Here is a 26225-nt window from a genome sequence, read left to right on the forward strand (position 1 = left end):
AACTGTGAGTATAGTTCAAAGAGAGAGCTTGGCAAGCTAGAGGGTAAGATATGTGGCGTTTTTTTAGAAAAATTGACAAAAATTACAATAAATACTAGACTTTAAATCAATAAATAACTGATAAATAAGAAAATGTCTGAAAATACTGACACAAATACATTTACGCAAAGAGACTTATTGCAGCATTTGCTACAAGCGGCTCAACACTCGGTCACACGCGAAGAAATGGCCAGTCAATTTGCACGTGCGGAACAACTCAATCTAGAACGCTTTGAGCATGCTGAAAAAGTGACCTTAGAGCGCTTTGATCAATCAGATAAAACGGCATTAGAGCGTTTTGAACATGCCAAACAAACGACATTAGAACGCTTTGAAGAAGTCGATAAACGATTTGAACAAGTCGATAAACGATTTGAACAAGTGGATAAACGATTTGAGCAGGTGGATAAACAGTTTGAGCGGGTGGATAAACGGTTTGACGAAATAAAGCTAGAAATTAGAGAGCAGGGAAAAAAACATGACCGCCTTTCTTGGGCTATCTTTTCAGGTATGTTGGCGATCTTGTTTAAAGATATTATTGTTAAAGCATTGGGCATTTAAACTTCACTATTAGATGTCCCGATTTTAGACTGGTAGTCTTTGGAATCGAATTCAATAATATCTGAAACCATACACATATTAAAAACTGTAGGGCTAGGCGCGCCATCCTACCTCATGAAATACTTGGGACTCCTGTCGCCAAATATTCATTCACATACGGAGCGGCTGGATAAGCCCCAGTACGCCCTGCGTCCACTTTACAACGCACAAAAGCCGCTACGTTAAAGCTACCCCTCAAATGGCTTGACGGCTTCGGGATAACTACTAGCCTCCCTTGCGCATTGCTATCGCTCGGATTGGCGACAACCCTGTCGCCTACTGCGGACTAAAAATCATCACTTCGCTATCGCTCCGTTTCCCTGATTTTCAGCGGTGGCTTTAGCCCGCTAATACCATGCGCCTATTCTAAATGCGGGCTGAAGCCACGCCCTACAAATATAACTAATATCCCGTCTTAAATGAGTAGCAAAAAATTTAGCTTATTTGTATAGAAAATCACAAATAAGCTAAATTTTTTGTACTAAACTTCTTTCAAGCTTAAAATAAAAAGCTTATTTTTCATTAGGATAAATCAAGCAATATGAAACATTTTAGCGAAAACAAGTCAGGTTTTACTCTAATAGAACTGATGGTCACCGTTGCAATTGCCGGTATTGTTTTAAGTATTGGCATCCCTAGTTTTAAAGAATCAATAAGGAGCAGTCGGTTAACAGCGACCGCTAATGAATTGATCTCAGCATTGAACTTAAGCAAAAGCGAAGCGATTAAACGTGGCGTACAAGTCACCATGAGGCGTAAAGGTGCCACTTCAAAACACTGGGAAGATGGCTGGGATGTTTTTGTCGATAGTGATGGCAGTAATGCCTTTAATGATGATGGTGATGCTACATTATGTGAAACTAATGCTGATGGCTCACCAAAAGAAGATTGTTTATTAAGAACGTATGATGCGTTACCCATCGGTTTGACTTTAATTACAGGGGCGAGCTCATTTAAAGATTATGCCGCCTATTTACCTACTGGAATGAGTAAAGGTGGTGTCGGGGATACATTTCACCTATGCCAAAATAACGATATCGCTAGTTCAAGAGAAATTATCCTTAATACTGTAGGTAGAGCTTATGTCAAATCTCCAGGCACCGCTTGTTCATAACACGGAGTGATTTATCTATGATGAAATTTAATAAAAAAACAGGTTTCACCTTAATAGAGGTTTTAATCGCAATGGTTGTGTTAGCCGTTGGCTTATTAGGCCTAGCAGGTCTACAAGCAACAAGCTTAAAAAATAACCAAAGCGCTTATAACCGTAGCCAAGCAACGCAGCTCGCTTATGATATTGCCGATAGAATGCGTGCTAACGCAGCACCCGATCCAGCATCAGGCACTTCTATGGCTCCTTATGGTTTTGCAGCAAAGTATTTAACTACCTTTATGACACCAGCCGCCGCCATTCAGGCTAACTGCAATACTGTTACGTCTTGTACACCCACAAAGATAGCCGAAAATGATTTATTCGAATGGAATGCAGCAATAGGTCAGGCTTTACCAGGTAGTGCGGTAGGCAGTATTACTGTGGTTGGCGATGTTTATACCGTTACCATCAATTGGGATGATAATCGGGATGGCGTTGTGGATGCGAGTGACCCCAGTTTCCAAACGAGTTTTCAATTATGATAAAGCAGCAGAAGCAACAAGGTATGACCTTGATTGAGATTATGATCAGTTTATTGATTGGCGTCTTTTTAATCGGTGGTGTACTGCAAATTTTTATTAATACACGGCAAACTTACCGTATGCAATCAAACCTATCGGGAATGCAGGAAAACGGCCGTTTTGCGTTGAGTTTTTTCGGTAACGATATGCGTATGGCAGACTTTCGAAAGTGCCCGACTTCACCTAGTGATCCGACAGCAGTCGCAGGTACTAATGATGCTGGTTTGAATGGCTCTGACACGATAACGGTTACTTGGCAGGATAACGTATGTGCGCCACCTCCGCCACCGCCACCGCCACCGCCCGCACCCGCACCAATAACAAGAACTTATAGCATTCAAGCGGGTGCAAGTGGCCAACCTGGCTTATTTAGAAGTGTGAATGGCGCAGCGGCAGATGAATTAATCGAAGGCATCGAAAATATGCAAATTCTCTATGGTGAAGACACCGATGATGATGGTACGCCAAATTATTATGTTCCTGCGAATGACGTGGTTGGTATGAGTAGGGTAATCAGCATTAGAGTTAGTCTATTAGTACGCTCCATTGATGATAATCTAACCACAGCCCCCAGAGCCTATAATTACCCACTGCCATCATCTACCGCGATAACGCCGGGTGATAAGCGCCTAAGAAGAATTTTTACCTCCACCATTGCCCTGCGTAATCGATTACCTTAAAGGAGCCAAGCTATGTTTATCTTATCGACACCACTTAAGCAACAATCGGGCGTGGTCTTAGTGATTAGTTTAGTGATGTTGCTATTATTAACCTTAATCGGCGTTACATCTGTGCAAACCACTAGCCTAGAGGAAAAAATGGCAGGTAATATGCGCGATCAAAATATGGCTTTCCAGTCGGCAGAAGCGGGACTAAGGGCAGGGGAGCAACGTATAGAACAAATATGGAATAATGGAGCTGGTTCTATTCAAACTTTTTGTAATGGTACGTCAGGGGTCTTTTATAAGGCGGCAACTGCAAATGTGTGTGATGGGGCATGTACCGCGCCTAGCTGCCCAGCTCCCTCTGCAGGGGATTCAAGCACCTGGACAACAGCAAGTAAATCAGTAGTCGCTGTGACAGGTAATACTCAAGTTGCTAGTGAACCGCGATATTACATTACTTATATTAGTAATATTCCAGATATAGCTGGAGTAGCTCCACCAGAGCTCAGCTTTATGATTACTGCCCGAGGAACTGGAGGGCAGAACAATACTCAAGTTATTTTGCGTAGCTATTATGGCGGCAAAACCAAATTCCAACCATAGCACTTAATTTATCTCTATCATTTGGAGAGGAACATGACACAGTACAGTAATACTTTATATGCAAAAATCATTTTAATAATGGGATTATGTTTAAGTCCAGTTTTGCCAACCTTTGCTGCTCCAGGAGCTTTGGTAGATACCCCTTTGTTTGCAGCCAGTAATGTTCCTCCTAATATTTTCTTTGAGATTGATGATTCGGGATCTATGGATTGGGAGATTTTAACTAGAAGGCATTGGACTTATTGTGATTATGATAGGGATGCCTTTGGTTTTAGTGGAAGTAGTAGCTGTTTTGGGCGTGTTGATAATGGCTTATATATAAGTTACTCGGGAACCGGTTGGTATTATTTTATATACAATTATAACAATAGCGATAATGCTTATGGGAGTGGTTGTGGGAACGCTTTAGAGCCCTGTCCTGCCAATACGCTAAATGCTGATTGGCGTATCAGATCCTCAGATCTAAATATACTCTACTTTAATCCTGTAATAGATTATAAGCCTTGGGATGGCACAGGGATGGTCAACGCTTCGTTTACGGTAGCAAGAAGTGATCCGCAGTCGGGCACTACAGGTTATCCCCTGACGCGTGATTTAAGTGGTTTTATTTACGAAGTTTGGCAGGATACACATGGTTATTCTGGGTCTCAACCTAGACGAGGCACTAGTATTAATCGAACTTCGGGGGCTAATAGTGAAGTTGATTTATGGGATGAACACTTTCGCTATACAGTAACAAACAGTCAAATAACTGTTGAAAGGATAACTTATGCGCCAGATAGTTCTGGTGCGTTAAATGAAACCGCAACAACAATCGCAACGCTTTCAGGCGGTGGTTCATTTCCGCAACTAGGTGGAAAAACCATTACGCAAGTTCAGCAAAATATAGCTAACTGGTATCAATACTCGCGTCGACGTTCATTTGTTGCTAAATCTGCAGTATCCAACGTTATAGTAGATAACCCAGACTATCGCTATGGTTTGAGTGTTATTAACCATCACAACGACTTGTTTGATGAAGTTCCTGTCGGTTTATCAGGCTTTGCCTCTCACAATACAAGTTTATTAAATAATTTCTTTAGTTTTGACTGGCCTGCTGCGGGCACACCGCTTAGGAGAGGCTTAAAACGCACAGGAAAGTATTTTGATAATGATGATAGTCGAACTGATCCAATTGTTCAGCAGTGTCAGCAAAATTTTGCGGTATTATTTACAGATGGTTATTGGAATGGCGGGGGGCCCTCAGTAGGTAATACAGATGGCGATAGTCATTCTGATACACTTGCTGATGTCGCTAAATATTATTATGACAAAGATCTAAGTTCTTTTCCTGATGTCGTCCCGACAAATGTTTTCGATTCTGCAACCCACCAACATATGGTGACATTTACGGTTGCTTTTGCAGTAACAGGGTTATTGACAGATACCGATGGCGATGGCTGGCCAAGTAATGCTCCTGGCTTAATAGAGAGTGACAATTGGGGGAATCCATATAATAGCGATTTGGAAAAAATTGATGATCTTTGGCATGCTGCCTATAACGCTAAAGGGACTTATGTGTCAGCGCGCACACCGCAAGATGTATCTGATTCTCTAACGGCGGCACTTGCTAATATTGGCAGTCGAGTAGGGAGTGCAGCATCTGTATCCTTTAATACCACTACGCTAACAGGTAGTAGCTCTGTTTTTCTGGCACAATTTAAGAATGTTAGCAACAGCTGGACTGGAGATTTGTTGTCATTTCCTTTGAATGCGACTACTGGAAATGTTTCGACCACACCTAATTGGCAAGCGGCCAACTTATTAGATGCTCAAAGTTCGCCAGCAACCACAAGGACGATTTTTACATTTAATGGCACACAGGGAATTCCTTTTCGTTGGCCATCTTTAACGGCATCTCAACAAGATGACTTAAGAATTGAGCCCAATGGGACATCAGGATCAAGTTCTAAAGCAGAAGCGCGCGTTGATTATCTCCGCGGTGCTAGAACGAATGAAATAGGGAAAGGCGGTCCTTATAATTTTCGGGTACGGAGTAAATTACTCGGTGATATTGTGCACTCTGACCCTGTATTTGTTGGCAGTGCAAATTCTAACTGGCCAGATACAGCCCCCTTTCCTACAGCTAATAAGTATAGTGCTTTTGTTTCTGGTTTAAGCCGAGATGAAGTAGTTTATGTTGGTGCCAATGATGGCATGCTACATGGTTTCAGTGCGAGTACTGGTGATGAACTGATGGCCTATATTCCGAATAATGTATTTTCATCAAGTAGTGCAACGACAGGGTTGCATTATTTAACAGACCCCGCTTATACCCATCGTTATTATGTTGATTCGCCCTCTACGGTAGAGGATGCGTATTTTAATACGGGTGCAGGAGACGCTTGGCATACTGTGCTGATTGGCGGAAATCGTGGTGGCGGAAAGGGTATATTTGCTTTAGATGTTACTAATCCTAGTCTTTTTTCTGAAGCTAATGCCGCGCAGATTGTATTATGGGAGTTTGATAGTAATGATGATGCTGATATGGGTTTTTCTTATAGTCAACCTACTATTAGGATGATGAAAAACGGGCGTTGGGCTGCAATTTTCGGCAATGGCTATAATAATAATGGGAGTGGGGAAGCGAAACTGTTTATTCTATTTTTAGATGGCGGTTTAGATGGCGTTTGGACTCCAGGCAGTGATTATATTAAATTATCAACAGGAGCTGGCTCGATTGTTTCAAGTGACTGTTCAAATGTAGCGAGTAACTGTAATGGTTTGTCAACACCACAAGCAGCAGATACTGATGGCGATTATATAGTCGATAGGATTTATGCAGGGGATCTGCAGGGCCATTTATGGGCTTTTGATGTGTCTGATGCTAGCACGACTAATTGGGGCGTTGCTTATTCAGGTAGTCCTTTATTTACGGCTCCTGCTGGCCAACCTATTACTAGTAAACCGGCAATAGCAGTGAACCTAGCTGTGACTGGTGGTAGCCCACCTAATATTATGGTAGCTTTTGGCACGGGACAATACTTAGTTGCTAGTGATATAGCATCATCAGGAACGCAAAGCTTTTATGGTGTATGGGATAGTGGAGTGGGTTCAATTACGACTAGTAGTTTAGTAGAGCAAACATTTTTATCAGGTCCATTTTTTAATAATGCAACTAATGTCTCTACCGATTTCAATGTATTAACTAATAATGTTGTTGATTTTACGGGAACAAGCCCAAAACAAGGTTGGTATATTAACTTAACTCAGAACGTAGGTGAGAGAGTTATTGTAGATCCAGATATAGTTAATAATATTGTCTTTTTTAATACATGGATTCCTGATAGTTCACCTTGTAGTACCGGTGGATCTGGATTTCTAATGTCAGTTAATTTATTTACTGGCGGCAGGCCTGATGGTGTTGTATTTGACCTTAATGGTGATGGAATTGTTGATTCTGGTGATTTTCTGAATGATGGTGGTTCCCCTGCTATTAATTATGCCGCGACAGGACAACGGTTTACCAAAGGTTTTCCAGCATCCTCTAGTTTCCTGAATGATAATCAATATACGCCTGGGACTAATGGTGGTTCAACTATTGAAAAAAGAAAAATTGGTTTTTTTACACTAGGTTCAGGAATGAAACGGACTGCTTGGCAGGAATTACGGTGAGTCTACCATCTGGCCATAAATAATTGCATTCTGACACTTTCCTCAGAGGGGTGCCAGAATGCAAAAATTACATAGGCAATAGCTTTTAGAATGGTTAAATCTTAGGAGAATAATATGTCAAAATTTATTAAAATAATACTTTGTTCTTTTGTTTTTGTGGCGGGAGCAAGAGCTGAATATACAACTCTATCTGGGGCAGTCGATAGTGTCGATTTGCGTAATAATGCGATCGTAATTAATAGTCGATCTTATATAATTACAGATAGAACTAAAATAATTACTAATAGAGAGAAATTAAAGCGGGGCAGCGTTGTCGATTTTACTTTGAATAGTGATAAGATGATCAAACGGCTGGAAATTAAACCGAACCTACATATTATTCTTCCTCCGATTAACAGTTAAATAAGCCAAACATGAAAAATAGCACAATGAAAAATGGTTTCACCTTAATAGAGCTAATGATCGTGGTTGCTATTATTGGTATATTAGCAAGTATTGCGTATCCTAGTTATCAAGAGAGTATATTAAAGTCACGTCGTGCCGATGCGAAAGGGGCGTTACTTGGTTTTGCTAATGCGATGGAGAGACACTTTACTGAGACGAATGGTTATGATAAGGCGGCTGTGAGTGCTGCAGATACCGGTCTACCTGCAATATATTCTCAAAAAAGCCCTGTTGATGGTTCAGGAAATTATTATACGTTAACTATTCATGCCGCTACGGCAAGTTCTTATACTTTACGCGCCACCCCAACGGCTGCTCAGGCTAACGATAGCTGTGGTACTCTCGAAATTACTCAGACGGGCGCTAAATCACCAACAACTGCTGGGTGTTGGTAAATAGCAGGGTACGCACTGCGTACCTTTCGGAGCTGCTTTTTTATATTGAAAATATGCCATTGTTCATAGAGTGCCAAAAGTAGTTTGTACTTTTAGTGCCTATTTAATAGGTTTCGTGGGAGTGGCTTTAGCCCGCTAATGCCATGCCCCTACTCTAAAGGCGGGCTGAAGTCACGGCCTACAAGTATCACTATCCCCCATCTTAAATGAGTAGCTAAAGAGAAGTAACCACAGGTATTTAAGATATTAACGCCATAGCGTAGGATGTGCTGACGATAGGAAGCGCATCGTTTTGTGATGCGCTTCGTTCCTCAGCACATCCTTGTATATTAAACATACCTACAATACGCTTTAGCACCTGTTAAAAATGAGAATTTACAAAGAGAAAGGTTAAGTTTCATAGCGTTCAATCAATGCTTGGTAATAGTCAACTGACTCCGTTTTACCTCGTTTTAAAGCACCTTTTTGGAAGATACGCGCTTTTTTTAGTAACATATTCTTTGCTGCTATTTTGTTTTCATTGCTTAAATCAGACTGCCTAAGTAGCTTATCTAAGGCCTGTATTCGGAAGCGATCCATTCCCCAGTATTGATGCGAAAGCTGATCTTTATGACCGCCATATTTATTAATTAAAGCTTGCTCTAAAAATAATACGGGGTATTTAGCGCTAATGCGTAGCCATAAATCATAGTCTTCGCATGCTGGCAGGGCTTCATCAAACAGGCCGACATCAGCAAAAACTGAGCGGTGTATCAAAGCTGAGGAGGGAGATATGGCACATAAAGGCAAGCAGTGGGTAAATATCCAACCACCGTATTTTTTGTGTTTATTCATGGCATTGACTCTTACACCATGACGAATCCATATTTCTTCAGTGTGACAGAGTTTTATTTCAGGTGCTTGTTGTAATGCTTTTATTTGTCTTTCTAGCTTCTCTGTAAACCAGGTATCATCAGAATCTAATAATGCAATCCACTCTCCTTTTGCCTGTCGTATTCCCTTATTTCTGGCAGCACTGACACCTTGATTTTCTTGATAAATATACTGTACTTGTGGAAATTCAGTGTTGATCATTGCCGCGCTTGCATCAGTTGAACCGTCATCAATAACAATAATCTCATCGGGTAATAAGCTTTGCTGTAAAACGGAGTCTAGCGCACGTTTGAGGGTTGCTTGCCGGTTAAAGGTAGGAATAATAAGAGAAATCGTCATAGATAGGGGGGTAAGGGATTAACTTTAATAATATCAGAAAGCATTGCCAGTTCTCTCGGGCGTTATAAAAAGTTCCTTCCGAATAACTGAAAAATAGTTATTTTAGCGCAAGTGCTGCCGTTAGAAATGACTCGTTAGATAAAATAATAAAGAGTGCCTATTAAGTGTCATTACGGACAATTTTCATTAATAGGTTATATGCCTTAAAGAATTAAGGGATATCACTTATTTGTAGCTAGGAATAGCTTTAAAATCATTGATTTTGTTGATTTTTTAATAGGCAAAACAATTTAATAAAGCAGTTACTATGCCAAAAGTAGCGACAAATTGTCGCGCGTCAAAATGACACATTTTCAGAGGCAAAGAATACGCATAAACTAAGTCCAACTTTGAATGCGCTCCTTTTTTGGGAAATCAAAGCTACTTCCTTCCTCTTATGCGGCTTCTGGCCGCATTTTTTTTTAGGACACCGCTATGCAACGTACCTATTATTTTCCTAATGCCCCTACCACCGCCTCCTATCAAGAGCGTTATAAGCATATTGCCTATCACGAAGCGGGTCATGCTGCGGCTATTTATATTCGTAATCGTGAGCTGCAGTTACCACCGATCTACTTTGCAATAACCTTTAATCGCCACGAGTGCGCGGAAGCCTCTTTTTTTGCCAAAATTGAAGGCGGGCGCTTAATTGACAATTTACCCGTTGCTGAAATTGAAAATACTCATTTAAATTTTGGCGCAGAAAAACAAAGCTTACAGCAAGCTTATGAAGCCGATGTTATTAACTTACTCGTAGGTCCTTTAGCAGAAGCTAAATTTGTTGCGCTACGTGATGATGAAGTATTTAATCCACAGCTAGTGAATATTAAGGCTTTAAATAATTACGGTGGGCACTCTGACTTAGAGCAAGCTTATGCTTATTTGGCGTATTTTATTGGTGATGCGAGAGAGCGAGAATTAAAAATAGAATACCTTTTTATAAGTGCGTTTCAATTTGTTAACCAGCCTAAAAACTGGCGGAGCATCGAGCATTTTGCTAACTATATTTTAAGTAACGGACAAGCTAATATTTCATGTGAAGAGGTTAGCCTTGTTTTTGATGAACTGGTGGCAAATTGATTTTTCGTTTATTTCGTTATCGGGGAGATTATTGGACAAAAGCGCTAAAAACCACCGAAGGCAAGAGCATCAATTTCATTACGCAATAAATTCAAAATGTCTTTGCCTGTTGCTGGTGCTGGTGCGGACTCGGTTAAATCAAGTCTTTTATCTCCCACTATAAGTTTTCTTTTATTCAATAAGCTTTGCAATTGCATTTTTTCGTGACTGCTAAAGCGCCATTGGCTAATCAGCTCTGTATATTCTGTTATATCTGTCGCTTGAACTAGGTTCGCTAATTGACTTAGTTGCTGGCAATAGTTATCAATAATGGGTAGTGCCTTTTTGATCCACTCACTGACCTGGGCGGGCTTAATTTGTGTGCTGGCATTCTCTTTATTATCGGAAATAACCTTAATACAGTGAATTAATTCACTGGAACTAAAGCGGATGGCTGTTTCGTAGAAGGCAGAGGCTTCCATTTCATAAAGCGTATCAGTAGAGTAATTTAATTGTGCCTGGCTCACTGTGGTGATCTGTTGTGTTGCGCAAGGTGGAAAACTAACTAATTGTGGATAAAAACTACGTTCGCTGTCATGATCAATAATTTTGTGTGCAGCAAATACTTTACCTAAAGCATAGTCTCTATGTCCGGCAATACCGATATTTAGCATGAGGGGCAAAGAGACGGCAGGACATAAAGCTAAAGTATAGCCTACACCTGCAGCCATTGCTGATTTTCCTAAGCCTGTTACTGTGAGCGTGATATGTGTGCCTCGATAAATAGTGAAGGCGCTTACTGATAGTTCTTTTTTTAATTTAAAGTGCTCAATTAAGGGCTTGGCTTCACAAGGCAAGGCAACAAAGAAGTAACAGGAAGGTTGGGGCATCATGTTAGCAATATCAGATAAAACCGTGCTTACTAATAGCTATAAATAAAATATAGCCAAAACAGGCTAAAGCGCCAACAAAATAACTCCAGCGTTTCATACCTGTATTACGCATAGCCAGTACACCTAAGCCGATATAAACCAATAAGATAATAATTTTACTAATAATCCAGCCATACTCTCCCGCTAACCAATTGCCTTGAAAAACCAAAGTTAATCCTGTCAGTATTAAAAGTGTATCGATAATATGGGGAGCAATTTTAGCTAATTTGGCTTGTAATAGAGTCGGCTTAAATTCTGCCAGCATAATGCGAGAAATAAAACCACTGACCGATAATATGGCGAATAGCATATGTATTGATTTAATCATTATTTTTTCCTTTCGTTTTTAGATGGAGCTACGCACACTAGGTCAGTGTACGTAGTAAAGCATACCAAGCTTATTTCATTTTATTATATAGCCAAGAAAATCCATCTTTTATTAGAGCAAACATTTTAGGAAAAAATTCTCTTCTTAATTTACCACCAATAAAAGCAAGACTATTTAAGCTGAAGCCAGAAATGACTTTTAAAGCTCGCTGACAGGGTGAATTAGGCTCACAAAACCATGGATTATTGATAAACCACATTTCTTTTATAGAAATAATCCACATAAAAGCAAATGAAGCGCCCATACCTGCACCCGCAATCATAATCAATGAGGCAAACATGGGGTGTAACTTTGTTAGCCACCAAGATAATATATCAACAATAAGAAACGCATACGGCATACCGATGGCGATGCTTTTATACTGGCTTGATGCGGTGGTTGAGAAGCTAAAAATAAGCCCAACAAACATAAAAATAAAACTGATACCAAATAAATGGATATGGGAAACGCGTGTTAATGAGGAGAAGGTTGCGCCTTCATCTTCTTTAGTCACTTCTTCTATATTTTCATATTGAGTAAAATCTGGAATGCCTGATGCACCTTCGTTATGACACATAACACATTTTTTATCGATGATTTTATCAATTTTTAAATTGGTGAATTCATCTTCATCCGCACCATCACGCACCCATTGCATAATTTTAAAGTTCTCTTGCTCGGTCGCTTTGTCTTTCATGGAGCCTGTTAGTTTTTTTTCTAACACCGTTCCAGAACGGTTACCGTAATAACTATATACGATATCATCTATAGATAGGCCAAATTTTCCATCAGCCATACCGTGGGTAAATAAAATTTGAATTAAGGCAAAAATATAACCGATAGCCACAGTCGTTAAGTAGCCAGTAAAGAGTACTTTTACAGGCGTATCAAGTTCACTCAAGGTGATTTTAAAGTTAGTCATAGCCGGATAGATAAAGTTGTATATTAGAAAACTCTATTTTAGCTTATATATAGAATTTCAGCTAAAATTCATTGTCTTATCTGAGTTATAATTTATTATAAATAGCAACTAAAATGCGTGATTAGCAGGGAATGCCAGTATAATATCGGCTAATGACAAGCAATACTTTTTACGAATATAGGTGTAATAACAATGATGACAATGATGACAATGGATGATAGAGACGGCAAAATCTGGATGGATGGCGAATGGGTTGAATGGCGCGATGCGAAAGTTCATGTTTTGACCCATACTTTGCATTATGGTGCTGGAGTGTTTGAGGGTTTAAGAGCCTACCATACCGATCAAGGGCCTGCTATTTTCAAGCTAGAAGAGCATACTGATCGTCTATTTCGTTCGGCGCACATCATGAATATGACGATTCCTTTTGCTAAAGAAGAGATTAATCAGGCGCATAGGGATGCGATTAGTAAAAACAACTTAGATAGTGCCTATATCCGTTCTATGTGCTTTTATGGCTCTGAAGGCATGGGCTTACGCGCTGATAATCTTAAAGTTCATGTTATGATTGCAGCGTGGAATTGGGGCGCTTATTTAGGTGCAGAAAGCATGGAAAAAGGCATCCGTATCAGAACCTCCTCTTATACTCGTAATCATATCAATAGCACGATGTGTAAGGCTAAAGCCAACGGTAATTACATCAATTCTATTTTAGCTTTACAAGAAGCTTTATCTGCTGGCTACGATGAAGCGTTATTACTTGATCATCAAGGTTTTGTTGCTGAGGGTAGTGGTGAGAATTTATTTATCGTGCGTAATGGTATTCTTTATACGCCCGAAACAACGTCAGCATTAGAAGGTATTACTCGCGATACTATTTTGACAATTGCTCAAGAGCAAGGCATAGAAGTTAAAGAAAAAAACATAACTCGTGATGAAGTATATGTCGCTGATGAAGCCTTTTTTACGGGATCTGCAGCGGAGGTGACCCCGATTCGTGAATATGATGATCGTAAAATCGGTTCAGGGTCTCGCGGCCCTGTGACTGAAAAAATTCAAACTTTATATTTTGATTATGTACATGGTCGTCGCTCTGATCATGAAGAGTGGCTGGCGCGAATTAAATAAAGTACAGGGTGTACACAGAAAGCACAGAGAAAAACATAATTTCTGTGCTTTCTATAGTTGTAATTTTATTTAAAGTCCATACTGCTGTTGATACGCTTTAATGGTTTCGATATTTATTTTGTAAGCATCATCATTCTCAATAAATTCAATAATATGCTCTAAAGCAATAATTGAAACCACTGGCATATCAAAGCGGTCACTTACTTCTTGTATTGCCGAAATATCATTTTTACCTTTTTCTTGGCGATCTAGCGCAATTAATACGCCTGCGGGTGTTGCCCCTGCATCGTTAATAATCACGACTGACTCGCGTACCGATGTTCCGGCAGTAATAACATCATCCAGAATCAAGACATTGCCTTTTAAAGGCGCACCCACTAAATTTCCGCCTTCGCCATGATCTTTTACTTCTTTACGATTAAAAGCAAAGGGGATGTCGCTGTCTTGCCTATGTGCATAAGCGATAGAAGTCGTACAAACTAAAGGAATACCTTTATAAGCTGGGCCATATAAAATATCGACTTTTATTTTTGCATGAATGAGTGCTTGAGCGTAAAACTCACCTAATTTCGCTAATTGAGCGCCGGTGTTAAATAAGCCAGTATTAAAAAAATAAGGACTGATACGACCCGATTTTAAATGAAATTGTCCAAATTTTAAGACGCCACATTCAAGCGAGTATTGAATAAATTGTTTTTGATAATCAAGCATTAAAAATCCTTTGTTATGTGTTTAGTCGTGATAACGTAATTGAGCCATCATAATAGTATTATCAGTTACTTTGTATACAATTCTATGCTCATCATTTATGCGCCTTGACCAAAAGCCAGATAAAGCATGCTTTAAAGGTTCTAGTTTGCCAATGCCTTCAAAAGGGCTGCGCTGAATCTCTTTAATGAGTGTGTTAATTCTTTTGACAGTCGCTTTGTCAGTTTTTTGCCAGTAAAGGTAGCTGTCCCATGCTTTAGGTGCAAAGCTAAGGTTCATTCAATGAGTTCTCGCTTAACGCTTTTACCCGCTTCAAGTTCTGCAATAGACTCCAGCAAATTGCGCGCATTCGCAGGGGAACGAAGAAGATAGTTTGTTTCTTCCATCGCTTGATAGTCCTCTAAGGAAAGCATAACGACAGGAGATTCTCGTTTTCTGGTAATAATGTTAGATGCCTGTTAACAGTAGGTCTATAGCACCTAAAATATCATATCTATAATGCTCGAGTGAGGTTACCTTATTCTTTAAAGTAGAGTAAGGTACTGAAGTCATTTGATGTGTAAGTAACACAAATACACCTTCATCAATTTCGATAGTAGGGCATAGTTTTTTTGCATTCAAGTTGTCCAATGTTTCTTGTGCGGATAAAGGAATTACCAGCCTGGAATTCAAGTCAACCAAAAGATCGCTTTGAACATCAATAAAATATGGGTAGGCTTTTTTTGAGTTTTTATTTTCATTTTTGTAAAGCGTAAATTGTGGCATCATAATTCCCTAAATGAATCGGAAAACAGTCCATTATTTTCAACAAGCTCATTTAGAGAAATTATTGCTTTTTTATTTTCTTTTAGCCATTCTTCACGTGCTGAGAGACGAACTTGAACTTCAAGGGCTGACTCTAAGGTGGCGGATAAGTTAATTTTTAAAATTCTAGCTTTTGTGAGTAGATCACTGTTGACACTAAGGTTTGTTGGTTTTTTAGGGGCGCTATGATTATAAATATGATGCATGTCGACAACCTCGAATATTATGCGCATAGTAAATGCGTATTAAAATATAGCATAAGCATCTAACAATGACATCCATCTGACTGTAATAAGCGTCATTTTTTGCTTTAGCAAAAAAAATCGCCCCTTATTACGTCAGCTGATGCAGGCGATAGGCGCATGGTCATTGCATACTTGCTCATAAATTTGCTCGCGCAACAGTATAGCTTATAGCATCAGGCACCAAGAAATTTTTCTAAAATGCTATCCAAAAAGTGCCAGCCTTTTTCTGAACAATAATACTGTTGTTGGTGTTGAATTAATAAGCCTTGATTTAGGCAGTGAGTTAAAGCAGGCTCTAGTGTTTGTGCGTTTAAACCGGTTCTTTGCGTATAAGTATCAAGGCTAAATCCCCCTTTTAAGCGTAAATTATTCATCACAAATTCGAGCGCTAAATCATTGCTATTTATCGCGAGGGCAAAGCGCTTACTTTTGTCTTGCTTAAGGTACTGCTCTGGCTGTTTTGGTTTTGTTGTGCGGACAATATTATGTGGCGTATTTTGAGTGATTTTACCATGTGCGCCAGCTCCTATACCTAAATAATCACCAAATGACCAATAATTAAGGTTGTGGCTGCATTGCTTATCTGCTTGCGCATAAGCTGAAATTTCATATTGCAAATAGCCGTGTTGTGCTAATAATTCCTGACACGCTAATTGGCTATTAAAAATAGCATCATCTTCAGGTAATACGGGCGGATATTTATGAAAATAGGTGTTGGGTTCTAAGGTAAGTTGGTAAAAAGAAATATGACTGGGCTGTAGAGTAATGGCTTGGCGTACATCATTAATGCTATCTTGCTCGCTACTTTCGGGTAAGCCGAACATTAAATCTAAATTAAGATTCTCAAAGCCAGCCTGCTGGGCAATGGTTACTGCGCGTATCGCTTCTTGTGCTGAATGAATACGCCCTAAGCGCTTTAAGTGCTGTTCATGAAAGCTTTGTATGCCAATAGACAGACGATTAATGCCTATCGCTCTATAATCAGTGAATTTTTCACTCTCAAATGTGCCAGGATTTGCTTCCAAGGTTATTTCTATATCATCAGCAAAATCGAGTTGTTTTTGAACTCCTTCTAGCAAATGTTGTATATGTTGGGCGGAAAATAAACTCGGTGTACCACCCCCCATAAAAATGCTTTGAATAGGGCGTGTTTCTGAAAATTGCGCAATATCTTGCGCTAAATCAGTGAGTAAAGCATCAATATATTGGTTTTCTGGCAAAATGCCACTGGCCTTATGTGAATTAAAATCACAATAGGGGCATTTTTGAATGCACCACGGGAAATGAATATAAAGGCTAAGAGGGGGAAGGTTTGAGGCGCTAGTGAGCATCTAAATAGGAGATTGGTGCTTTGTTGTAAGAGGGCTTTAGTCCGTTACCGAGACTAAAGCCCTCTTATAATAAGGTTACTTCGGGTTTATTTACCAGCAGCTTGCTCAGGCGTTACCATAACGCCGCAACTTGCTTCTTTGCCTTTCATATTCATACCCTTCATATCGCCACCTTGTTTTCCGTTCATTTCTTTCATGCCTCCCATTCCCTTCATATTACCCATGCCACCTTGCATATCCATGCCTTTCATGTCGCCCATGCCACATTTACCTTCTTTGCCTTTCATCATAGCGCCACACATCTGCTCCATGCCTTTTTTCATTTTTCCACCTTGCATCATACCACCGCACATGCCTTGCATGCCTTTCATATCCATTCCTTTATCCATGTTCATGCCATTTTTCATGTCCATGTTTTTCTTCATTTCCTTAGCTTTGTTTTTGCCCCAACCCGATGTGTTGACGGAATAGCCTTTATGCTTTGCTTTTCCAGAGGATGCTTTTTCTTTCATATCACCGCAAGCGCCTTCTTTACCTTTCATCATAGCGCCGCAAGCTTGCTCTAAGCCTTTTTTCATTTTGCCATTTTCCATCATGCTGCCACATCGACCTTCGCCACAAGCAGCCTCTGATTTTTTATCCATTTTCATTTTAGAGCCGCACTTCATTTCACCGGCCTTATCTGATTGTGCAAGCTGCATATAGCCGCTATCTAATTCAGTCATCGCAAATGGGTTGCTCTCAGCATTAGCAGCAGATACAGCGAATGAAGATGCTAAAGCGGTACCAATGGTAGTTAAAGTTTTAGTTGTTTTTTTCATATTCTTCCCCTTAGATTATTTATTATTATTTGTTAATATAGTCCTTTTTTCTACACTCATTGCCTTTCCTTTGCAAGGTTTCTCTCGGTACTAAACCGTTTTATAAGAACTTACTACGTCAATAGTCGTTCCTTCATTGCTATGCCCATTGCTGAGGGAGAGTTAACTACTTCGACACCGGCAGATTTTAGTGCGCTAACTTTGCCTTCAGCTGTGCCTTTACCACCAGTAACAATGGCTCCGGCATGGCCCATACGTTTTCCCGCTGGCGCTGTGAGGCCGGTAATATAAGAAACAACAGGTTTGGTAACGTGATTTTGAATATATTCAGCGGCTTCCTCTTCTTCACTGCCACCAATTTCACCCACCATAATAATACCTTGGGTGCTTTCATCCGCTTGAAATCGGCTGATGACATCAATGAAGTTCATACCATGAATAGGATCGCCACCAATGCCAATACAAGTACTCTGGCCTAAGCCTTGTTGGGTCGTTTGGTGTACTGCTTCATAAGTTAAAGTGCCTGAGCGCGAGACAATTCCAATCGAGCCGGCTTGATGAATATTGCCGGGCATAATACCAATTTTGCATTGCTCAGGAGTAATAATACCCGGGCAATTAGGGCCAATTAATAAAGCACCGCTTTCCTGCATCGCAGCTTTAACACGCAGCATATGTAATACGGGAATGCCTTCTGTAATACAAACAATTAATTTAATGCCTGCATCCACGGCTTCTAAAATCGCATCAGCAGCAAAAAAAGGCGGTACATAAATAACACTCGCATCAGCTTGTGTTGCGTCATAGGCATCTTGTACTGTATTAAATACCGGTAAACCTAGATGTTCAGTGCCACCGCGTCCTGGGGTGACTCCGGCAATTAACTTTGTGCCGTAATCTAAAGCGTGCCGTGCATGAAAAGTGCCTTGTTTGCCGGTAAAACCTTGGCAAATTACTTTGGTATTTTTATCAATTAAAATACTCATGCAGCACCTCTGGCAAGGGCGACAGCTTGTTCCGCAGCATGATCTAAATCTTCCGCAGGGATAATATTGGGCGCGACATTATTATGTAATAGTGCACGACCTTCTTCAGCATGAGTGCCTTCTAAACGAACAATCACGGGTAAGTCGGTTTTTATTTGCGCTAATGCACCTAAAATACCTTGGGCAATCACATCACAGCGCACGATGCCGCCGAATATATTGACTAAAACGGCTTTGACATTTTTATCTGAGATTATCAATTTAAACGCTTCTGTAACTTTTTCTATGGTTGTCCCACCGCCTACATCAAGAAAATTTGCCGGCGTGCCGCCTTTTAATTTCACTAAGTCCATCGTTGCCATTGCTAATCCCGCACCATTGACCATACAACCGATATTGCCTTCTAAGGTAATATAATTAAGATCGAACTGTTTGGCGGTATTCTCTTTTTCACCTTCTTGACGAGTATCACGCAAAGCCAAGATATCCTTATGCAAGGCACAGGCATTGTCATCAAAATTAATTTTTGCATCTAAAGCAAGTAATTCGCCGGTCTCTGTTTCAACTAAAGGGTTGATTTCAATTTGGCTTGCATCTTTATCTAAAAATAGCTGCATCATGCCAGCCATTAACTGATGTAGGGCTTTTAATTGTTCGCCTTGCAAGTCAAATGCAAAGGCAATTTGTCGACATTGATAAGCTTGTAAACCCGCAGCCGGATGGATAAATAGGCTAATGATTTTTTCTGGCGTTGCCGCGGCAACGGCTTCAATATCCATTCCTCCTGCTATTGATGCGATAAAACATAATTTTTCTGCATGGCGATCAATAATCAAGCTTAAATAGAATTCACGTTTAATCGCAGTTGTTTGTTCTATTAAAATAGAATTAATGGGTAAGCCTGCTGCTGTTGTTTGTTGTGTTATTAACTGTTGGCCTAACATCTGATTGACTGAGTCAACGACTGCGGCGGTTGTGTTAGCTATTTTAACGCCACCTACTTTGCCACGCCCCCCTGCATGTACCTGTGCTTTAACAGCCCAACTATCACTGGGAAGAGCGTGCACCGCAGTAAATGCTTGTTCAGCAGAAGTGACAACACTACTTTCGGGAACAGGTATTTTGTAGTCTCTAAAGAGTTGTTTTGCCTGAAACTCATGAATATTCATCGTTGGCCTTATGCGCTAGTGCAAGGAGTAGATTAAAATTTTTCCAGTATATACGTAGCCAGCTTATATTTCAGTATTTTTTAGTGCTATTTAAGTGGCATAGTTTGCTTTTATAGGAAGTTATTAATAATGACTTAACCACCCATAGATACGTTTAACAACTAAAGTCTGGTCCTGCCAATAAGGCGAACTAGCTCGGTTTAATTGGAATTGACGGTACTGTTTATTATTGCGTGCAGAAATACGCCGCTCTCTCGCGCTGTAAACAACATCTTCGGCATCCTGCTCACCATAGATATCGTAAAAGGGAATGCGAAGTTGTTTAATTAATTCGAATGTTTGTGCGTTTTTATTGTCTGTTTCAGGCGCATTTAAGCCAATAGTGACTAGGGCCTTTATTTCTGGCATAGGCTCATTTGCTTGGGCGTATAAAGCCATTAAAGCGCCTAGTTGGTGACCTATTAAGACTATAGATTCTGCACCATGATCCGCTAAATGGCGTGTTGCTTCATTAATTCTTTGTTTTGCTTCAGGAAATAATGAGTAATAATCTACCGCTGGAGCACCTATCTCGCGCAAGGGCATTTGTAATGCAAAGGTTGCCCAGTTATGTTTTGCTAATTCACGTCTTAGCGTATAAATAAGAGGGTCGCTATCAGGGTGGCCGCCCATGTGATGCAGTAAAATGGCGGTCCCTTTAAAGCCTGATTTTTCTGACTCTCTATAGAGTACTAAGAAACGCTTATTAGGCTCGCCTAGCCAAATGACTTCATCTCGGGCATTGCCTGCGGAAATTTCTCTAGCATACTGAGCTTCGCGTGCTGCATCAGTGGCATAAAGATTAAGGCTGATAAGGCAAAAAATTAAAGTAATGGTTATTTTTCTAATTAACATACTTAGGCCTTTTGTGTCTTTAATGGACTACCCTTTTGAGCGGATACCTAACAGCTGAAAGGCATGCAATGCGTACTTTAGCAGAATGTCCTGTCTTTAGCGTATAACCGGTTTATGTAAAAGGGGGTCGTACACGTTTGTATGATTAATTGAAGTAGGATGTAAATGTGAGATTAAGACGGCGTAATCATTCAGAACGAAGGCTAACATAGTTGAGCAATAAAAGTGTATCTCCCGTATGTGCCGATGCGAAGCATCGTCCTTGAACCGAATGGTTCAAGTGGGAATCTATCTTGCATTTCAGGCTTTCCGCAAGCGGACATGCACACCAGTACACGAGTCGACTCCCTGGGTAATTACAGGTCCAAGGAACACCCACTCCACTGTCGAACACGACAGGAGATACGCGGGGTATTCTAAACGTTTTTTAATGCAGTTTCGATCTTAAGATACATTTTATTTAACTGCTTGCTTACGGCAGAACTATCAGGTATGACATTTTTCTTGGCCTGCATGAGTTCATGGGTTAAATTCAATGCGGCAAGTACAGCGGTACGTTCAGCACCCGAGACTTTACCTGTTAAGCGAATCTGACGCATTTGCTCGTCTAATTGTTTTGCTGAATCCACTAAATCTTCCTGCTCTTCGACAGAGCACATAATTTTATATTCTTTGCCCAAGATAGTGAGTGAGACGGGGGCTTGTTGCTTGCTCATGAGCCATGTTCCATTGTTTTTAAACGACTAATCATTGCTTCTACACGAGTGCGTGCTAAGTTAGTTTTTTCAACTAGTTTTGCTTTTTCTTTCACTAATTCATCTTGCTTTACTTTTAAGCTAGTATTTTCTTGCTTAATGGAATTGTAGCGCTGAATTAACTCTTCTAACTTATCTTCAAGTTCTGTAATATCAAATGATTGATTTTTTGTACTCATTAGACGACTCATTAATTAAACCAAAACCGGCCTATAACAACTAAAAAAGCGCTATACTGGCTGACTGTTTTTTCTGAAAAGTTTATAACATTAATATCTATGTTAGCATAGCTACCCCAAAAAAATTAGCGCTAGTACAGCAAACCCTGAAATTTTTAATATAAAAAATCGCTATAACTAATTGTTTTTAAATGGCTAATGGTTTTATGGCTTATTTCGGGGTTGCTGTACTAGTGACGCTAACCCTACCCACCACTGATATTAAATTTACTCTACAACGCAATGAGCTATTCTGAAGTTAATTCAATCATTTTACAAAGAGATGCAGCCGAGAGTGCTGCCGAAGTGCATGGTATTGCAACGGCTATGTTATGCCTTGATTCTGCTGCGGAAGCAAGTTCATGGATGACGGAGGCTTTTTTTGAAGATGCGCATTTATTGGAAGAAGATAAATATGCTTTGATAAATTTATTCGATGAAACCAAGGCGCTATTAGCAGGTGATGAATTTTTGTTTGATTTGTATTTACCTGAGGATGAAGAAGCTAGTCTAACTGTTCGTTGTACGGCTTTAATTCAATGGTGTCGTGGCTTTTTATTTGGCTTAGGTCGAGCTAGCAACCCTGAGCAGTGGTCTAGTGGTATCCAAGAAATTCTTAAAGATATAGTTGAATTTACCAAGCTTGATACGGATATAGAGGAGGGTGATGACGAGGCAGAAGGCTCGTTGGTTGAAATTCAAGAGTATTTGCGCGCCTCTACAATGCTAATTCGTACTGAATTAACGGATATTGTTCAAGATGTCGCTAATAATAAGACTTTGCATTAGGAGCAACAATGGAAGCACAAGAATTTCAAAAGCGCCGCGCACAACTAATGGCGCAAATAGGGAAAGGTAATATTGCTATTATTGCCAGTGCCAATACACGCACTAGAAATCGTGATGTTGATTATCCTTTTCGCCAAGACAGTGATTTTTATTATCTGACCGGCTTTAATGAGCCTAATGCCTTAGCTGCTTTTATCCCAGGCCGTGAGCAAGGTCAGTATATTTTATTTTGCCAAGAGTTTGATGAGAAAAAAGCCTTATGGGAAGGCGCTCATGCCGGGTTGGAGGGGGCGACTGAAACCTATGGCGCAGATGATTCTTTCCCCATTACTGATTTAGGTGATATTTTGCCGGGTTTATTAGAAAATAAACACAAGGTTTTTTATCCTATGGGGCGTGATTCCGAGCTAGACCATCAGCTGATGGACTGGATTACGCATATTCGTAGTCAAACGCGTAGTGGTGTGAATGCGCCAGGCGAGTTAGTTTCATTAGAGCATACGCTGCATGAAATGCGTTTAATCAAAAGTCCCGCTGAGATTAAACTGATGCAAAAAGCCGCTGATGTTTCTGCTAAAGCGCATATTCGTGCTATGCGTAATTGCCAGGCGGGTCGCTATGAATATCAAGTGGAAGGCGATATTATTCATGAATTTATAGATAATGGTCTGCGCGCTGTCGCTTATCCATCTATTGTTGCGGGCGGTAAAAATGCCTGTGTATTACACTATGTAGAAAATAAAGCAGTGTTAAATGACGGTGATTTATTGTTAATTGATGCCGGAGCCGAATGTGATCATTATGCGGCAGATATTACCCGAACTTTTCCGGTGAATGGTGTCTTTTCTACAGAACAAAAATTACTTTACCAATTAGTTTTAGATGCTCAGTTGGCGGCCCTGGCTGAAATAAAACCCAGTGCACCATGGAATAAAGCACATGATGCTTCCGTTGCAGTATTAACTCAAGGCTTGGTCGATCTTGGTCTACTTGTTGGCGAAGTAGATAAATTAATTGCAGATGAAAGCTATAAGGTCTTTTATATGCATCGTATTGGCCATTGGTTGGGCATGGATGTCCATGATGTTGGAGACTATAAGATAGATGATGAATGGCGTGTTTTAGAGCCTGGCATGGTTTTAACCATTGAGCCAGGGCTGTACGTACCGCATGATTGTTTAAGTGTCAATGCAAAATGGCGCGGTATCGGTATCCGCATTGAGGATGATATTTTAGTGACTGAGCAAGGCTATCAAGTTTTAACGTATGCAATTCCTAAAACCATTGCTGATATTGAAGCAATTATGCAATAAGCTTTTCCCATAGCTAAAAGAGAACTTAAACATGAAGCAAGATTATGATGTATTAATTATCGGTGGCGGTCTCGCAGGGAATTGCTTGGCATTAGCTTTACAAAATAGTGACTTAAAAATTGCTATTGTGGAGGCCAATACGCGCGAACAATTGCATGATTCGCCTGCTGGAGATCGTGCTTTAGCCTTGGCAAACGGGTCAATACGTATGCTTGATGCCTTAGGTATTTGGCAATATGCACAAGCGCAAGCAACACCGATTAAGCAAATACACATTTCAGATCAAGGGCATTTTGGCAAAACACGTCTCTCGGCAAAAAAAGAAGGTGTTGATGCGCTAGGCTATGTCATTACTGCGCGTGATTTAGAAGCTGTTGTCGCTGACCTAGTCAAACAAGCAGGCATAGTGCAAATCTGCCCCGCTCGAGTTATCGGGGTTGCTGCAGATGACCAATTTGCACATATTAGCTTAAAGCAACAAGAGGCTGCACTTAACTTATCTGCCAAATTAGTCGTTGGGGCAGATGGTGGGCAATCAACGATCAGAAAACTATTGGATATAGAGCAAAGCATTACCGAATACCAGCAGAGTGCAATCGTCACTACGATTAAAACTGACGTGGTGCATGATAATACTGCTTATGAACGCTTTACGGTGGCAGGGCCGCTGGCCTTGTTGCCGATAAAACAAGACTATGCCGTTGTTTGGACGCGCAGCACCGAAGAAGCTGAGCAATTAATGATGGCTAGCGAAGAGGAATTTATTGCCAGTTTACACGCATGTTTTGGTTATAAATTAGGGCAATTTAGTCTAGCAGCACCGAGGCGGTCTTTTCCATTACGCCTTATTCGCGCGCAAAGCATGTATTCAGGGCGTACTGTTATTATAGGTAATGCCGTACATCAACTGCACCCTGTCGCGGGGCAAGGGTTTAATTTAGGTCTCAGGGATGTCGTGCAATTAGCGGAAATTATTCTTGAGACTGCCGCAAATGGTGCTGATATAGGTGCTCATTCGGTCTTGGAACGCTATGCCGAGCAGCGTAAAAAAGATCATGATACGGTGATTAACTTTACCGATAGCGTTGTTAAGTTATTTTCTAATGAATGGCTATCACTTGCTGCTGCAAGAAATGCAGGGTTAGCCTTATTAGACAGTATTCCTAGCGCTAAGAAACACTTGGCGCGCTATGCCATGGGCCTAAATACACGGATGCCACATATCGGTAATCGGAGGCGAGTATGAGTAAAAAATACGCGGTCATTATTGTGGGTGGCGGTATTGTTGGTGCAACTGCCGCCTGTGCTTTAGCACAAGCGGGTATTGATGTTGCTTTATTAGATGCTAGAAATCCTGCGCGTACATGGCCAGCAGATCCGGTTGATATCCGTGTCTCAGCTTTAACACGAGCTTCGCAAAATATTTTACGTGCTGTTGGTGCTTGGGATGCAATGGAGCAACGTGGTATCGGCCCATATGACCATATGCATGTTTGGGATGCTGATAGCGCGGGTGTTTTGCATTTTGATGCCGCAGATACTGAATTTTCTGAGCTAGGATATATTGTCGAAAATCGAGTGATAGTCGCTTCTTTATGGGACCAATTAGAGTCACTGCCTAGTGCAACGATATTATGTCCAGCAAGCATAATGGATTTGCAGCTTAGTGACAATAGCACACAAATAACCCTCAGTGATGGTACGGCACTGGAAGCTGATCTAGTGATTGCTGCGGATGGCCGTGATTCAGCTTTACGTCAGATGGCAGGTATACAAACAACAGGCTGGGAATATAAACAAGATGGCTTGGTGGCAACGATCAGTAGTGAAAAAAGTCATCAATTTACTGCGTGGCAGCGTTTTTTACCTGAAGGTCCACTGGCGCTTTTGCCTTTAAAAAATGGCCAATGTTCTATCGTTTGGACCTTAAAACATGATACCGCACAAGACTATTTGCAATTGTCTGATGCTGAATTTTTACAAACTTTAGAGCATGCTACCGAAGGTGTCTTAGGGAAAATACTAACAGTCGGGCCACGAGGTGCTTTTCCTTTGCGTTTTCAGTATGCACAACAATATAGCGCGGATCATTTTGTCGTCATTGGTGATGCCGCGCATGCTATGCATCCATTAGCGGGGCAAGGAGCCAATGCAGGTTTGTTAGATGCTGCAGCGATTGCAGAATTAACGATTAAGGCGGATCAAGTAGGCAGGCCCATTGGCAGTCATAAAACTTTGCGTCAATATGAGCGCTGGCGTAAGGGCGATAACCTGGCGATGATGAGCAGTATGGATGCCATTAATAAAATGTATACGACAGATAATGAAGTGTTGCGTCAGTTACGTGGCACAGGTATGAGCTGGGTAAACCATACGGCTTGGTTAAAGAATTACTTTAATCGCTATGCGATGGGCTTGCGTGATGATCTGCCTGCGTTGGCGCGTGGTATTTAGGGACA

General features: G+C 40.6%; 29 protein-coding genes, 1 other RNA gene and 1 pseudogene. 14 read left to right on the forward strand and 17 right to left on the reverse strand.

Features of this window, described 5'->3' with window-relative positions:
• Nucleotides 1-132 precede the first annotated feature (132 nt).
• The 8 genes from BQ7314_RS04765 to BQ7314_RS04800 all read left to right on the forward strand — a co-directional run bounded on the left by BQ7314_RS04765 (nt 133) and on the right by BQ7314_RS04800 (nt 8074).
• Nucleotides 133-600, forward strand: coding sequence for a hypothetical protein (locus tag BQ7314_RS04765; protein ID WP_174482453.1), 468 nt, complete (start codon nt 133-135; stop codon nt 598-600).
• Nucleotides 601-1180: 580 nt separating this feature from the next.
• Nucleotides 1181-1753 (forward strand): GspH/FimT family pseudopilin, encoded by a 573-nt coding sequence (locus tag BQ7314_RS04770; protein ID WP_174482565.1) that lies wholly within the window; start codon nt 1181-1183, stop codon nt 1751-1753.
• A gap of 17 nt (nt 1754-1770) precedes the next feature.
• Nucleotides 1771-2274, forward strand: coding sequence for a type IV pilus modification protein PilV (gene pilV, locus BQ7314_RS04775; protein WP_342590394.1), 504 nt, complete (start codon nt 1771-1773; stop codon nt 2272-2274).
• On the forward strand, nt 2271-2993 hold the full coding sequence (locus BQ7314_RS04780; protein WP_174482566.1) for a PilW family protein: 723 nt from the start codon (nt 2271-2273) through the stop codon (nt 2991-2993). Before pilV ends, BQ7314_RS04780 begins: the two co-directional genes overlap by 4 nt.
• Nucleotides 2994-3005: 12 nt before the next feature.
• Nucleotides 3006-3581: a pilus assembly PilX family protein gene (locus BQ7314_RS04785; RefSeq protein WP_174482567.1), complete on the forward strand. Its 576-nt coding sequence runs from the start codon at nt 3006-3008 to the stop codon at nt 3579-3581.
• A 33-nt stretch (nt 3582-3614) separates the two neighbouring features.
• A complete protein-coding gene (locus BQ7314_RS04790; RefSeq protein ID WP_174482568.1) occupies nt 3615-7235 on the forward strand; it encodes a pilus assembly protein in 3621 nt (1206 codons plus the stop codon).
• Between the two features lie 114 nt (nt 7236-7349).
• Nucleotides 7350-7637, forward strand: a complete 288-nt coding sequence (locus BQ7314_RS04795; protein ID WP_174482569.1) for a hypothetical protein — start codon at nt 7350-7352, stop codon at nt 7635-7637.
• Between the two features lie 11 nt (nt 7638-7648).
• Nucleotides 7649-8074: a type IV pilin protein gene (locus tag BQ7314_RS04800; protein WP_174482570.1), complete on the forward strand. Its 426-nt coding sequence runs from the start codon at nt 7649-7651 to the stop codon at nt 8072-8074.
• Between the two features lie 390 nt (nt 8075-8464).
• Here BQ7314_RS04800 and BQ7314_RS04805 read toward each other — a convergent pair whose 3' ends face one another.
• Nucleotides 8465-9286, reverse strand: coding sequence for a glycosyltransferase family 2 protein (locus tag BQ7314_RS04805; RefSeq protein ID WP_174482571.1), 822 nt, complete (start codon nt 9284-9286; stop codon nt 8465-8467).
• A 474-nt stretch (nt 9287-9760) separates the two neighbouring features.
• Between BQ7314_RS04805 and BQ7314_RS04810 the strand changes: the two genes are divergently transcribed.
• The gene (locus BQ7314_RS04810) at nt 9761-10405 is read left to right on the forward strand and encodes a hypothetical protein (RefSeq protein ID WP_174482572.1); all 645 of its coding nucleotides are present in this window, start codon (nt 9761-9763) and stop codon (nt 10403-10405) included.
• Nucleotides 10406-10449: 44 nt separating this feature from the next.
• On the opposite strand, the gene BQ7314_RS04815 is transcribed toward BQ7314_RS04810, so the two are convergent.
• From BQ7314_RS04815 to BQ7314_RS04825, 3 genes are all read right to left on the reverse strand, one after another.
• Complete coding sequence (locus BQ7314_RS04815) at nt 10450-11274, reverse strand: 5'-methylthioadenosine/S-adenosylhomocysteine nucleosidase family protein (protein ID WP_174482573.1); 825 nt, start codon at nt 11272-11274, stop codon at nt 10450-10452.
• A 13-nt stretch (nt 11275-11287) separates the two neighbouring features.
• Complete coding sequence (locus tag BQ7314_RS04820; RefSeq protein ID WP_174482574.1) at nt 11288-11644, reverse strand: SirB2 family protein; 357 nt, start codon at nt 11642-11644, stop codon at nt 11288-11290.
• Nucleotides 11645-11714: 70 nt separating this feature from the next.
• Complete coding sequence (locus tag BQ7314_RS04825) at nt 11715-12605, reverse strand: hypothetical protein (protein ID WP_245394913.1); 891 nt, start codon at nt 12603-12605, stop codon at nt 11715-11717.
• A gap of 204 nt (nt 12606-12809) precedes the next feature.
• Between BQ7314_RS04825 and BQ7314_RS04830 the strand changes: the two genes are divergently transcribed.
• The gene (locus BQ7314_RS04830; RefSeq protein ID WP_174482606.1) at nt 12810-13733 is read left to right on the forward strand and encodes a branched-chain amino acid transaminase; all 924 of its coding nucleotides are present in this window, start codon (nt 12810-12812) and stop codon (nt 13731-13733) included.
• A gap of 69 nt (nt 13734-13802) precedes the next feature.
• Here BQ7314_RS04830 and pyrE read toward each other — a convergent pair whose 3' ends face one another.
• From pyrE to BQ7314_RS04895, 13 genes and pseudogenes are all read right to left on the reverse strand, one after another.
• Entirely contained in the window at nt 13803-14444 is a 642-nt protein-coding gene (gene pyrE / locus BQ7314_RS04835) for an orotate phosphoribosyltransferase (protein ID WP_174482575.1), read from the reverse strand.
• A gap of 21 nt (nt 14445-14465) precedes the next feature.
• The gene (locus BQ7314_RS04840; protein ID WP_174482576.1) at nt 14466-14720 is read right to left on the reverse strand and encodes a Txe/YoeB family addiction module toxin; all 255 of its coding nucleotides are present in this window, start codon (nt 14718-14720) and stop codon (nt 14466-14468) included.
• Nucleotides 14717-14887, reverse strand: a pseudogene (locus BQ7314_RS04845) (type II toxin-antitoxin system Phd/YefM family antitoxin); the annotation flags it as partial. The pseudogene BQ7314_RS04845 and the gene BQ7314_RS04840, both read right to left, overlap by 4 nt.
• Before the next feature lies 1 nt (nt 14888).
• Nucleotides 14889-15206 carry a CcdB family protein gene (locus BQ7314_RS04850; RefSeq protein ID WP_174482578.1) on the reverse strand — a complete coding sequence of 106 codons (318 nt, stop codon included), beginning with the start codon at nt 15204-15206 and terminating at the stop codon, nt 14889-14891.
• The gene (locus BQ7314_RS04855; RefSeq protein ID WP_174482579.1) at nt 15206-15451 is read right to left on the reverse strand and encodes a type II toxin-antitoxin system CcdA family antitoxin; all 246 of its coding nucleotides are present in this window, start codon (nt 15449-15451) and stop codon (nt 15206-15208) included. The genes BQ7314_RS04850 and BQ7314_RS04855 overlap by 1 nt, the downstream gene beginning before the upstream one ends.
• Nucleotides 15452-15663: 212 nt before the next feature.
• Nucleotides 15664-16821, reverse strand: coding sequence for a radical SAM family heme chaperone HemW (gene hemW / locus BQ7314_RS04860; protein WP_174482580.1), 1158 nt, complete (start codon nt 16819-16821; stop codon nt 15664-15666).
• A gap of 86 nt (nt 16822-16907) precedes the next feature.
• Complete coding sequence (locus BQ7314_RS15760; protein ID WP_245394914.1) at nt 16908-17642, reverse strand: HvfA family oxazolone/thioamide-modified RiPP metallophore; 735 nt, start codon at nt 17640-17642, stop codon at nt 16908-16910.
• 113 nt (nt 17643-17755) lie between these two features.
• Nucleotides 17756-18628, reverse strand: coding sequence for a succinate--CoA ligase subunit alpha (gene sucD, locus BQ7314_RS04870; RefSeq protein WP_174482581.1), 873 nt, complete (start codon nt 18626-18628; stop codon nt 17756-17758).
• Nucleotides 18625-19797 (reverse strand): ADP-forming succinate--CoA ligase subunit beta, encoded by a 1173-nt coding sequence (sucC, locus tag BQ7314_RS04875; protein WP_174482582.1) that lies wholly within the window; start codon nt 19795-19797, stop codon nt 18625-18627. Before sucC ends, sucD begins: the two co-directional genes overlap by 4 nt.
• A 123-nt stretch (nt 19798-19920) precedes the next feature.
• Entirely contained in the window at nt 19921-20691 is a 771-nt protein-coding gene (locus BQ7314_RS04880) for a DUF3530 family protein (protein ID WP_174482583.1), read from the reverse strand.
• Nucleotides 20692-20918: 227 nt separating this feature from the next.
• A non-coding RNA gene (gene ssrS, locus BQ7314_RS04885) (6S RNA) lies at nt 20919-21096 on the reverse strand.
• Between the two features lie 11 nt (nt 21097-21107).
• A complete protein-coding gene (locus BQ7314_RS04890) occupies nt 21108-21407 on the reverse strand; it encodes a cell division protein ZapA (RefSeq protein ID WP_174482584.1) in 300 nt (99 codons plus the stop codon).
• A complete protein-coding gene (locus BQ7314_RS04895; protein WP_174482585.1) occupies nt 21404-21625 on the reverse strand; it encodes a TIGR02449 family protein in 222 nt (73 codons plus the stop codon). Before BQ7314_RS04895 ends, BQ7314_RS04890 begins: the two co-directional genes overlap by 4 nt.
• Nucleotides 21626-21907: 282 nt before the next feature.
• Between BQ7314_RS04895 and BQ7314_RS04900 the strand changes: the two genes are divergently transcribed.
• The 4 genes from BQ7314_RS04900 to BQ7314_RS04915 are packed head-to-tail and all read left to right on the forward strand — an operon-like array spanning nt 21908 to nt 26220.
• Nucleotides 21908-22453 (forward strand): UPF0149 family protein, encoded by a 546-nt coding sequence (locus BQ7314_RS04900; RefSeq protein WP_174482586.1) that lies wholly within the window; start codon nt 21908-21910, stop codon nt 22451-22453.
• An 8-nt stretch (nt 22454-22461) separates the two neighbouring features.
• On the forward strand, nt 22462-23766 hold the full coding sequence (locus BQ7314_RS04905; RefSeq protein WP_174482587.1) for an aminopeptidase P N-terminal domain-containing protein: 1305 nt from the start codon (nt 22462-22464) through the stop codon (nt 23764-23766).
• 31 nt (nt 23767-23797) lie between these two features.
• Nucleotides 23798-25012 carry a 2-octaprenyl-6-methoxyphenyl hydroxylase gene (gene ubiH / locus BQ7314_RS04910; RefSeq protein WP_174482588.1) on the forward strand — a complete coding sequence of 405 codons (1215 nt, stop codon included), beginning with the start codon at nt 23798-23800 and terminating at the stop codon, nt 25010-25012.
• Nucleotides 25009-26220, forward strand: coding sequence for a UbiH/UbiF/VisC/COQ6 family ubiquinone biosynthesis hydroxylase (locus tag BQ7314_RS04915; protein ID WP_174482589.1), 1212 nt, complete (start codon nt 25009-25011; stop codon nt 26218-26220). The genes ubiH and BQ7314_RS04915 overlap by 4 nt, the downstream gene beginning before the upstream one ends.
• The last annotated feature ends 5 nt before the right edge of the window (nt 26221-26225 follow it).

This window comes from methanotrophic endosymbiont of Bathymodiolus puteoserpentis (Logatchev), from assembly GCF_900128525.1.
GTDB lineage: Bacteria > Pseudomonadota > Gammaproteobacteria > Methylococcales > Methylomonadaceae > Methyloprofundus.